The sequence below is a fragment of the Clostridium aciditolerans genome, from assembly GCF_016316925.1.
Taxonomy (GTDB): Bacteria; Bacillota; Clostridia; order Clostridiales; family Clostridiaceae; genus Clostridium_AM; species Clostridium_AM aciditolerans.
In genome coordinates this window covers 1-11,024 of the sequence record NZ_JAEEGB010000019.1, presented here as the reverse complement: position 1 = coordinate 11,024, position 11,024 = coordinate 1, and the positions used below count along the sequence as shown (strand labels likewise).

The 11,024-nt window shown below is 28.7% G+C and carries 10 protein-coding genes; 5 read left to right on the top strand and 5 right to left on the bottom strand.

Annotated elements, in window-relative coordinates; genetic code table 11:
* Nucleotides 1-105: 105 nt before the first annotated feature.
* Nucleotides 106-2,172, top strand: coding sequence for an alpha-galactosidase (locus I6U51_RS15930; RefSeq protein WP_211143581.1), 2,067 nt, complete (start codon nucleotides 106-108; stop codon nucleotides 2,170-2,172).
* Between the two features lie 205 nt (nucleotides 2,173-2,377).
* Here I6U51_RS15930 and I6U51_RS15925 read toward each other — a convergent pair whose 3' ends face one another.
* The 4 genes from I6U51_RS15925 to I6U51_RS15910 form a co-directional block, all read right to left on the bottom strand.
* Nucleotides 2,378-3,811 (bottom strand): GldG family protein, encoded by a 1,434-nt coding sequence (locus I6U51_RS15925; RefSeq protein WP_211143580.1) that lies wholly within the window; start codon nucleotides 3,809-3,811, stop codon nucleotides 2,378-2,380.
* Nucleotides 3,812-3,827: 16 nt separating this feature from the next.
* Nucleotides 3,828-4,691 carry an ABC transporter permease gene (locus I6U51_RS15920; protein ID WP_211143579.1) on the bottom strand — a complete coding sequence of 288 codons (864 nt, stop codon included), beginning with the start codon at nucleotides 4,689-4,691 and terminating at the stop codon, nucleotides 3,828-3,830.
* A complete protein-coding gene (locus I6U51_RS15915; RefSeq protein ID WP_425489768.1) occupies nucleotides 4,672-5,649 on the bottom strand; it encodes an ABC transporter ATP-binding protein in 978 nt (325 codons plus the stop codon). The genes I6U51_RS15920 and I6U51_RS15915 overlap by 20 nt, the downstream gene beginning before the upstream one ends.
* 230 nt (nucleotides 5,650-5,879) lie before the next feature.
* Nucleotides 5,880-6,398, bottom strand: coding sequence for a CPBP family intramembrane glutamic endopeptidase (locus I6U51_RS15910; RefSeq protein WP_211143577.1), 519 nt, complete (start codon nucleotides 6,396-6,398; stop codon nucleotides 5,880-5,882).
* Between the two features lie 442 nt (nucleotides 6,399-6,840).
* On the opposite strand from I6U51_RS15910, the gene I6U51_RS15905 reads away from it, so the two are divergent.
* From I6U51_RS15905 to I6U51_RS15895, 3 genes are all read left to right on the top strand, one after another.
* Complete coding sequence (locus I6U51_RS15905) at nucleotides 6,841-7,443, top strand: accessory gene regulator B family protein (RefSeq protein WP_211143576.1); 603 nt, start codon at nucleotides 6,841-6,843, stop codon at nucleotides 7,441-7,443.
* A 137-nt stretch (nucleotides 7,444-7,580) separates the two neighbouring features.
* Nucleotides 7,581-8,321 carry a LytR/AlgR family response regulator transcription factor gene (locus tag I6U51_RS15900; protein WP_211143575.1) on the top strand — a complete coding sequence of 247 codons (741 nt, stop codon included), beginning with the start codon at nucleotides 7,581-7,583 and terminating at the stop codon, nucleotides 8,319-8,321.
* A complete protein-coding gene (locus tag I6U51_RS15895) occupies nucleotides 8,309-9,649 on the top strand; it encodes a sensor histidine kinase (protein WP_211143574.1) in 1,341 nt (446 codons plus the stop codon). Before I6U51_RS15900 ends, I6U51_RS15895 begins: the two co-directional genes overlap by 13 nt.
* Nucleotides 9,650-9,683: 34 nt before the next feature.
* Here I6U51_RS15895 and I6U51_RS25150 read toward each other — a convergent pair whose 3' ends face one another.
* Complete coding sequence (locus I6U51_RS25150) at nucleotides 9,684-9,827, bottom strand: cyclic lactone autoinducer peptide (RefSeq protein ID WP_211143573.1); 144 nt, start codon at nucleotides 9,825-9,827, stop codon at nucleotides 9,684-9,686.
* A 407-nt stretch (nucleotides 9,828-10,234) separates the two neighbouring features.
* On the opposite strand from I6U51_RS25150, the gene I6U51_RS15885 reads away from it, so the two are divergent.
* Nucleotides 10,235-11,024 (top strand): PepSY domain-containing protein (locus I6U51_RS15885; RefSeq protein WP_211143572.1); only part of this gene is annotated, 790 nt, incomplete at its 3' end.

Here is an 11,024-nt window from a genome sequence, read left to right as displayed (position 1 = left end):
ATTCTTGGCTAAATACATTGATATGCAAGGACTTTAGTGAAGGAATAAGTCAGCTTTATAGTTAAGAAATCTATACAATATAGAAAGATGGAGGCTAAAATTTTCATGGCTATTTGTTTAAGTAAGAAAAATAGAATATTTGGACTTCATACCAATAACACCTCCTACGTCTTTGGGGTGGATGGTTTAGGTTTAATAAGGCACATATACTGGGGAGAAAAAATCAATGATTTAGATGAATTTAGTCTACCAGTGTTATGTGAAGTATCAACTAACGACTCCGTATATGAAATAACTCCAGAGGAGTTCCCGGTATATGGTGGTTTAAGATATAAGGAACATTGCTTAAAAGTTAATTTTAGTGACGGTACAAGGGAGTTGATTTATAAGTATATAGGATATGAGATAAAGGAAGAAGAACTAATTATTAATTTAGCAGATACCCATTATAGTTTCCAGATAAATCTTCACTATAAGCTTTACGAAGAAGAGGATTTAATCGAAAGATGGGTTTCACTAAAGAATAGTAGTGAGGATATAATAGAAGTAGAAAAAATTCATAGTGCTCAGTTCCATATACCCTATGAGAATTTAAATTTTTCAAATGTTCATGGTCATTGGGGAGCAGAACAGCAAAGATTTACTCAAAGAGTTAGTTATGGGAAAATGCTTGTAGAAAATAGAAGAGGAATTTCTACTCATAATCATAATCCTTATTTTATTCTAGATAAGGATGCTACAGAAACTAATGGGGAAGTATTTTTTGGAGCTTTAAGATTAAGTGGAAACTTCAGTGGAGTAGTAGAGCAAACTCAATATGGAGAAACTTTAGTACAAATGGGCATAAACTCACATGATTTTATGCTGAAACTTAAACCTAAAAAAGAGTTTACAGCGCCATCAATTATAAGTGGATATACAAACAAGGGTTTTGAGGCAATGAGCCACAATCTTCATAACTTTGCCAAGAAAAACCTACTAAGGCCTGGACTAAGACCTGTACTTTATAATTCTTGGGAAGCTACGGAGTTTAAAGTTAATTGTGAAGAGCAAATAAGGTTAGCTAAAATAGCAAAGAAAATTGGTGCAGAATTATTTGTTGTGGATGATGGATGGTTTGGAGAAAGAAATAGTATTGATAAGGGACTAGGAGATTGGTATGTAGATAAGGATAAATTTCCTAAGGGCTTAAAGCCTCTAATAGACGAAGTGAAAGCCATGGGAATGATGTTTGGAATTTGGGTGGAACCAGAAATGGTTAATCCTTTATCACAACTTTATAAAGATCACGTTGATTGGATATATCATTTTGATACCAGAGAAACTGATACTTCAAGAGGACAATATGTGTTAAATGTTACAAAGCCTGAGGTTAAAGAATTCATATATAATATGTTGGATAGCTTATTGTCTACTTATGATATAGATTATATTAAATGGGATGCTAATAGACCTATAGCACAAAGTGGAACAGATAAGGCTATTTGGTATAAGCATATAGAGGTTATATATGATATTGTTAAAGAGTTGAAGAAGAAACATCCTAAGGTGCTATTTGAAGCCTGTGCCTCTGGTGGAGGAAGAATAGACTATGGTATATTAGGTATCTTTGATGATTTCTGGACAAGTGACAATACAGATGCCTATGATCGATTAAAGATACAAGACAGTTATTCCTATATTTATCCAATAAAGGCTATGAGGGCTTGGGTAACAGATTGTCCTAATTTTTTATCTAGAAGAAACATACCTATAAAATTTAGATATCATAGTGCTATGATGGGAAGCTTAGGAATAGGCTGTAACATACTAAAGTTTAGTAAAGAGGATATAAAACTATCAAAGGAACTAATAGAAGAATATAAAAAAATACGTCCTATAATTCAAGAAGGTGATTTTTATAGAATTTCAAGCAACTCGGAAAATAATTACCATTGTTTCCAATATGTTAAGCAGGAAGAAGCGGTGTTATTTGTTTTTCTACCCCAAAGTAAACTAGGTCATAGAGGTATTAGGGTAAGGCTTAGAGGACTTCAGAAAGATAAAGTTTACTCTTTTAACTACAATGGCCAACAGCTAAAAATGACTGGAAATTATCTTATGAAATATGGGATAGATTTACGTTTAGTAGGGGATTATGACAGCGCCATAATTCACTTCAGTGTATTATAGTAAATCTTATTTTATGGTATATACTTAAAGAAAATCAAAAGATTAAATTAAACATAGATTAGAAAGAAAAAGCAAAAGGCTGCCGTTAAGTGCTGAAAAATAAAACTTAATGGCAGCTTTTTTCTGAGTTATATAAATCTCTTAATATTTCATTACAATTGTTTTTAATTAAGCATTTGCTGATGTTTTTATAGACTATTAACTTTTATAGTTTTCTTCTTCTAATCCATACAATTACTCCTGTTATTAAAATTGTTGCAGGAATAACAAGTACTACAAAAGCTGAAGCTGTTAGTCTACTTAATCCACTTACTTGTAGTGTATAGTTATCTAAATTTTTTGGTCTAACTGATATAGTATCTTTTTTACCTTGAGCCCAGCTAACTGAATTCATAAAGAAGTCTAAATTAGCATTATTACTTAAAGATATTACTTGAGAACTGGTGAAAGTTGAATTAGAAACTACAACTATTCTTGTATCGCTAACTTTAGGATCATTGGATTTATCCGTTACTGCTACAGCTATATTAAAGGGTCCATTTAAATCACCAGTTTGTTTTTCTAGCGTGTCAGTTTTTAAATTAGTTTTTCCCCAAGAATCATTAGAAGTTGTTAACAATGGTTCAATTGTTAGGGAACTTCTTTTATTTTGTGATATTCCTATGCTTTGAGCGCCAGGAATAAGTACACGTAGATTATTATCAATTAATGAATTTAAAATATCATGATTCTTTTGATCAGGTAACAGAGATATAGGATTTTGAGAAACATAAGCACTATTACCTTCAACTGTAATGGCTCTTTGTAAAGATAAACCATAGTAATTTAATACTGATTGAAAGTTTGGTAAATCATTTTCTGTCAAATCCATTAAAAATAGTGCTTTACCACCCTTTGAAAGATAGCTTTTTATAGCATCTGCCTCTGGCTGAGATAAATCTCTTTTTGGAGAGCTTACAAGTAAAATAGAATCCTCTTTCAAACTAGCATCTTTTAGTGATAAGTTAACAGGTGTTACAGTGTAATTTTCTAAAGACAACTGATTTGCTACTTGTGGAGAGATTTCACTTTCTCCTTGTCCTTGTAAAGTATATATAGTAGTGCTTTTATTAGAGGTTACATATAATATACCAGAGGTTATACTTTGCTCTACTGCAATAGATTGAGCTGATGGGGCAGAAGGGTTACTGTAATCCGCATTTATAAAAGAATTTGGATCTAGGACTTTGAATTTAGAACCATTTTCTACTACTATAGAACCAATATCTACTTTATTGTTATCCTTGCTAAATTTTTGGGCTAGCTGAGGATATTTTGCAGGATCTTTATATACAATCTTAATATGTTTTGAACGTGCTGGATATTGATCCAAAATAGTCTTTACGGTATAGTTTTCTTGACCAGATTGATAAAATCCATATATTGTTACATCTTGTTTCAAATTATCTAAAACTTTATAGGTTTGATCGGATAAGGTGAATATTTTGCTTTTAGTTAGATCCTTACTCCAATTCAATTTTCCGATACCTAAATTTAGTGCTATCAAAACAACTAAAGATAATGCTATTGTTATTGTTGTTAATCCGCCTTTTTTTAATTTTTTTTCATTAAAAAAGTTTTTTATATTTATATTTTTCATTTATTAGTTCACCTCCCTAGTTCCATCTTCTTTTATCAATAATGTTTATAGTTAAAAGTATAAAAAATATGGAAAATGATATATAGTAAGCTATCGAACTAGCGCTAAGCATACCCATATTAAATGGTTCATAACGTTTCATTAATGAGAACCAGCTAACGAATTTTGCTATAAATCCATCATATAAATTTTTATTTTTTAGATAAATTATAAGAACTATCAAAGAACCTAGGATTCCTGTGGAAATACTAACATATACATTTTGAGTATTATAGTACAAAAATAAGCTTATAAGAACTACTAAAACTACTGCAAAAATTACTCCGGATGTAATGCTTGTAGGTAATCCACTGCCAATCCAATCAAGTATCCATATGATAAACAAAGCACCGAAGGTACCAATTGCAGCAGTAACCTGATTCTCTGTTAAGGCTGAAACAAAAATACCTATGGAAATAAAACATAGTCCTATTAAAACAAAGCCTATGTATGCACCAATAGTTTCACCTAATGGTATAGATCCAAAGCTTTTTAATATTATTGGGTAAACAAAGGTTATTACCACGGCAAGTAAGAAAACAGCAGCAGCCGCTAAAAACTTACCCAAAACTATTTCCCATATTCTAAGTGGTGTCGTCAATAATAACTGATCTGTCTTTTCATGAGTTTCACTGGCAATTGTTTTCATAGTTAAAATAGGTACAAGAAATAAGAAAACAAAAATCATAGCGTAAAGTAAATTTGGATAAAGTCCATTGCCAGGTATTAAGTTTGATAAAGTAAAAAATATTCCTGATATTATTAAAAAAACGAATAGAAAAATATAGGATGCGGAAGAGTGAAAATATGATTTCAATTCTTTATTTAGTATTTCCAGCATCTAAAGACACCTCCTTGGTTTGTTCAGTCACTTCTAAGAATATTTCTTCCAGAGTTAAATTTAATGGTTTTATCATAAGTAGAGGTATATTTGCTTTGCTGAAAGCATTGAATAAATCCTCACGTATATCTCGGTCATTTTTAGATTCTACTACTAAATCTATAGTGTTAGGTTCCTTAACACCATCATCTTCTATAGAATTTATATTAGGTATTTTGTTTATGACTTCTTTTGCCTGATCCAGTGCTCCTTTTATTCTTAGAGCCATTTTGGTTCCATAACTTAAGTTTTTAGACAAATCTTCTGGTGTGCCTTCTGCAACAATTGATCCTTTATTTATAATTACAACTCTATCGCATATAGCGCTTATTTCTGAGAGTATGTGTGAACTTAAAATAATTGTATGCTCTTTACCAAGCTCAGTAATTAAATTTCTAATTTCAATAATTTGTTTAGGATCTAATCCTACCGTTGGTTCATCTAGTATAAGGACCTCAGGGTTTCCTATAATAGCTTGTGCTAATCCAACTCTTTGTTTATAACCTTTAGAGAGATTTTTTATAAGTCTTTTTCTCACATCATTTAGTTTGATAGAATCTACAATTGTATCTATATGCTCTTTTCTTTTGCTTTTTTCAACTTTTTTTAATTTACTTACAAAATTTAGATACTCTTCAACTGTCATATCTGTGTATAAAGGAGGAATCTCTGGTAAATAGCCTATTTTTTTCTTAGCTTGAATTGGATTTTTAAATATATCAAATCCATCGATCATTACCGAGCCTTCTGTAGCGGAGAGGTAGCCCGTTACTACGTTCATTGTAGTAGATTTTCCAGCTCCATTTGGCCCTAAAAGACCTAGAATTTCGCCTTTTTTTATTTCTAAGTTTATATCTTTTATGGCTACATGATTCCCATAAGATTTTGTTAAGTTTTCAATTTTAATCAACAGTATCACCTCTAAACTATTTTTATCTTACTTGAAATTTATAACAAATGAATATGGCGTTTATGTGACAGAGTTGTGACTAGTATGTAAAGTTATTGTTAATAGAAGAAAAATAGACCATAGCTTTACTATAATAAGAGCAAAGATATGGTCTATCAAAGTTTTTACTGAATTCTTATCTATCAAATCAAGTATAGGGGAAGACTTATCATTTATTTTTTTAGTAAAGATATTACAAGTTATCTTAATCCTATCCATGTGGCAAGATTAAATATTGAATGAACTGTTATAGGTACCCACAACGAATCACATTCTTTAAATAAATATCCCAAAACAAGGCTAACTAATGAAATGGATATAATAGAACCCATCATATCAGTTTGAGATAACAACCATATTGGTATATGAATTGCTACAAACAAAATGGTAGTTAATAAATTTGCTAGCCAAAAGTGAAAATGTTTTAATAGCTTTTGTAGAATAAAGCCTCTAAATGGTATCTCTTCGAGTATTCCTACCAATAGTCCACTTATCCATAGTATGCCGATATTTAAATTGATAAACCTATCTTGGACTATAATATTCTTAATTATAAGCGATATTATAAATATAGTACTTATGAAGAAACCAGTTAATATACCTTTAAATAAATTATCTTTAAGTTTTAAATATTCAAAGGGATTAACTTTATCTCTTAACTTAAGATACAAGATAATTGGAATTATAAATATAAATAAATACAATGATAAACCAGTCATAAATAAACTTATATTAGCAGATATTTTACACCACCATCCTGTTAATTCATATATCTGAATAAAATATTTCAATACTAAATATAGAATTCTATTGTTTGAATACATTACACTAACTTAAATTAAAATGAAAGATAAATATAATTGTTGTAAACAAGATTTATTTACTAAAGAATGATTTTAATAATAAGATTTATATTTGTAATTATATCAAAAAATGGTTAAATTACAAATTGTGTTATTTAAATTAAAGTAGAATAGTGTAATAAGTTTATTTTAGTATAAGTATTAATTTATTTTATATATAGCATATTTGAATATAATAACATAGCAATTTTAATCATACTTAAACACTAGAATAATTAAATGTTTAGTGGTATAATATTTGGAGAAATTTATCAAATTGAGGAAAAAATGTTATAACATTAAAGGGGGAGGGGATATCATGGATATTGCTGAAAAACTCAGCGAAAAGTGTACTAGCTTTATTAAAGATAACACGAATAAAACTGAAACAGAATTAGAAAAAATTCAATATGGTATACATGTAATTTTAATCAATATATTCAAGTTAATTCTGCTTTTTCTCACTGCATATTTTTTAGGTATATTAAATTATACTATTGTAGCATATGTAAGCTTCGCTACTCTTAGATCTTTTGCAAATGGAATTCATGCTGATTCTAGTATAAAATGTATTATTACTAACTATATAATTTTTTTCGGGAATGTGTATTTAAGTTTAAACTTTTCTTTAAAAAAAGCACATGTAGCAACTATATTTGTAATAAGTCTCATACTGATTATATTATATGCGCCAGCAGACACAGAAGAACGCCCGCTTATGAGTAAGAATCTAAGAGATAAATTAAAGGTTAAATCTATTTTAATCGTTTTAGGATTTGGTATTGTAACCTTATTATTGCCAGGTAGTGTATATACGAATTTAATTACCTATTCTACCTTACAAGAGTCTATACTAATTACTCCTATGATTTATATTATATTTGGAAAAAAATATAAAAATTATGAACGGATTAAAATTTAGATAACTTATTTTTGTAAAACTTATGGTGTTATCAGTACGGGATTATTATTTTATTAATTTGTAGTAATTGACATGATACCTATAGCAGAAGTAGATTGAAATAGAAAAGATATTATTAGTGAGAGGAGATGTAAAAAATGCTTAATATTATAATTTGTGAAGATAATAATTATCAAAGAGAGCAGATTGAAATTATTATTAAAGATGAACTGAAAAAATTAAATTTAAATATGAGTATTGTCTTATCTACTAATACTCCAGAGAATGTAATTACATATTTAGAGAAATATAAAACAAACACATTTCTATACTTCTTAGATGTTGATTTAAAATCTAAAGTAAATGGGATAGAACTTGCAAAAATAATTAGAAAAAGTGATCCTATGGGTTATATCGTATTTGTAACATCTCATGCAGAACTCACGCTACTTACGTTTCAATATAAGGTACAAGCCATGGATTATATAGTTAAAAATAATTTAAATAGTATGAAAGATAAAATCAGTGAATGCATTAACGAAGCCTATAATGATTATAAAAATTCCAATACTATTAAAACAAATTCCATACAAATAAATGCTGGAAATAAAATTGTTTATTTTAATCTTGATGATATTTTATTTTTTGAGACAACCAGTAAGGATCACAAGATAAGAATACATACTTGTGAGGAACAGTTGGAGTTTTACGGAACATTAAAAGAGATTGAAAAAATGGTATCTTCTAATTATTACAAGCCCCATAGATCTTATTTGGTAAATACTAAGAAAATCAAAATAATCGATAAAGATAATTTTATTATATATATGATAAATGGTGAATCTTGTTATGTAGCTGCGCGATACCTGAAAGGATTGTTGAACAAATGTTCGATTTAATTTTCGAAATATTGTACCCATTAATCTTAGCGCTTAGCATTACCAGCATTACCGTCAATATTTCGCCAGATAAGCAGGAAAGAAGAAGCATAGTTATATTTACTGTAGTAAACTATTTTATGACTATATTTATACATATTTATAGGAAAGATATTATTTTAGAAGTAGCAGTAATCTTTAATATATTTTTGTATTTATACATAGCATCTAAGCGTATATGGAGATCTATAGTTATCGCTCTATGCGCAAATATTATTTTTGCTGCAAGTGACGCTATAGTAGGCTTTATTGATATTAACATTTTAAATTTTACTTATTCACAAGTAATTAGTAATTTAAAAATATATTTTGCTACAGGATTGCTTATACTTTTAATTTCTCATTTTCTAAGTAAAATAATAAGAATGATTTACAATAGAATATATACTGAAGGCAGTAATATTAAGGAATATCTAAAGGAAAACTTAATAGCAATCTTGTATATAGTGTCAGGATTATTTATCGTAAATGTCCACTTAATAATGTATAAAAGTCTAGTTAAATCTATAGGTAGAGTTAACACTTTTTTAAACATGATACTCATAATAGAGTTTATCGGTATGTCAGTTTTATTGATACATTCAAGTAGTAAAAATATTAAAAATAAGCTTCGACAAGAGTATAAAGAAAAGGAATACCAACAACTTAAAGAGTATACAGATAGGATTGAAGATATGGATAGTGATTTGAGAAGATTTAAGCATGACTATATAAATATACTTCAAACATTAGGTGGATACATAGAAACAGGAGATATCGATGGATTAAAGGAATTTTATCATAATGATTTATTGAAAGAAAGTAACAAAATAATAGATAAAGATAGATACCTATCAATACTAAAACACATTAAGATTGATGCCCTAAAGGCATTGATATCTTCAAAAATTATTAATGCATACTCATATGGCATAGAAATACAAATAGAAATTATTGATGATATACATGAGTTATCTATAAATACCATAGATATATGTAGAATTATTGGAATATTTATTGATAACGCTATAGAGGCAGCGATTCTATGTGACAAAAAAGATGTTAAAATTGCCGTGGTAAAAAATGACGATTCTACAGTATTTATTATAAGCAATTCATGCCTAGAGGATACCCCGCCAATTTATAAAATATATGAAGAAAATTTTTCTACGAAAGGTGATAACAGAGGAATTGGATTAAAGACAGTTAGATATATTGTTAATGAAAAATATGATAATGTAATTCTAAATACTAAAATTAAAGATTGTGTATTTAAACAAGAATTAATAATATATGATTTAAAGGCATGATAACTTAAAAAGTCTCATGCCTTTTGTTATGCAGTTAGTCCATTTTGTATAAAGACTTTGGCATCTTAGGTTCCCCAAATACGTGTACCCAGCACATTGAGGCGGAGGTTGTTGCAACAAGCATTGCAATTGTACTTGCAAACAATGCTATAAGTCTTTTTATACTTCTTTTTTCCATATTCTCTACAATCCCTTCTAAATTTAAATTAATCTAATAATTAAATTATAGCATTGGGTTTACAAGTTATTCCATAAAATATCGCGAAATACATGTATTTACATCGTAAAATATACTCATTATATTCTTCGGTGTAAAAAGCTGCAGAAGTACCTTTTTAATGTAACAAGTTAGATATTGTAACAGTTATCAGAATAAAAGTAAATGTAAATGTCGCAAATTTAAATTATTGTGTCATAAATGTTCTTTTGTGTAGATTAAGTCATTTTGCGACGTTATAATATGATCTCATGGTATTTGTATTTAAGTATTTTCCATATGTAGATATAATTAGATTAAACTAATTATTGGCTATAAATTTTATAGTTTTTAGTTAGTAAATAAATGAATATAGGGGGAATATTCTTATGAAAAAAATCAAATATCTTGTTGCTACTATTATGATAAGTACCTTCATGATTACAGGTCCAGCTGTAAAAGCTGCGCCAAACGATGGGCATAATTTTACTAAAGGCAAATTATCAGAAAAATTAACAAAAGATATGAGCGGTGTTCAAAAGTTCTTTAATGATAACAAAGGTAAATTTGAAGTAGAGAATGTAGAAAATGATCTTACAAAAATTGATGAGAAAAACGATAGCCTAAATTTTAAACATATAAAGCTCCAACAAATCGTACAAGGTATTCCTGTCTACGGGAATCAATATATTGTTCACTTTAATAAAAATGGCGAAATATACGCAGTAAATGGAAAATTCGACTCATCAGCAAAAAAGATTAAAATTAATGAAGAAAAATTTATTAGTGAAAATAAAGCAATAGAAACAGCAAAATCTCAAGTCAAATTTGATACTCTTGAAATAACTCCTAAGGCAAAGTCTTATATATATAAAGTAAACAACGAATACATTCCAGTTTATGAAGTAAGAATTAATTTTATAAGTCCTGAACCAGGAGATTGGCATTTCTTTATAAATGCTTATAATGGACAAGTTGTGGATAAATATAATGCTGTTGCTAAAGTAGCAGCTACTGGTACTGGAGCCGGAGTGCTAGGGGACACAAAAACATTGAATTTGGACAAAGTCACAGTTGGATCAAAAACTCAATATCAAATGAAAGATACAACCCGTGGTGCTCAAATTACTACTTATAATTCTAAAAATACCTCTGCAGAGCCTGGAACTTTAATTTATT

Excerpts from the sequence above, each read along its gene's own strand:
- I6U51_RS15900 (WP_211143575.1), top strand. The coding sequence starts at position 7,581 with ATGCTTAATATTATAATTTGTGAAGATAATAATTATCAAAGAGAGCAG.
- I6U51_RS15895 (WP_211143574.1), top strand. The coding sequence starts at position 8,309 with ATGTTCGATTTAATTTTCGAAATATTGTACCCATTAATCTTAGCGCTT.
- I6U51_RS15925 (WP_211143580.1), bottom strand. The coding sequence starts at position 3,811 with ATGAAAAATATAAATATAAAAAACTTTTTTAATGAAAAAAAATTAAAA.
- I6U51_RS25150 (WP_211143573.1), bottom strand. The coding sequence starts at position 9,827 with ATGGAAAAAAGAAGTATAAAAAGACTTATAGCATTGTTTGCAAGTACA.
- I6U51_RS15920 (WP_211143579.1), bottom strand. The coding sequence starts at position 4,691 with ATGCTGGAAATACTAAATAAAGAATTGAAATCATATTTTCACTCTTCC.
- I6U51_RS15930 (WP_211143581.1), top strand. The coding sequence starts at position 106 with ATGGCTATTTGTTTAAGTAAGAAAAATAGAATATTTGGACTTCATACC.
- I6U51_RS15905 (WP_211143576.1), top strand. The coding sequence starts at position 6,841 with ATGGATATTGCTGAAAAACTCAGCGAAAAGTGTACTAGCTTTATTAAA.
- I6U51_RS15910 (WP_211143577.1), bottom strand. The coding sequence starts at position 6,398 with ATGACTGGTTTATCATTGTATTTATTTATATTTATAATTCCAATTATC.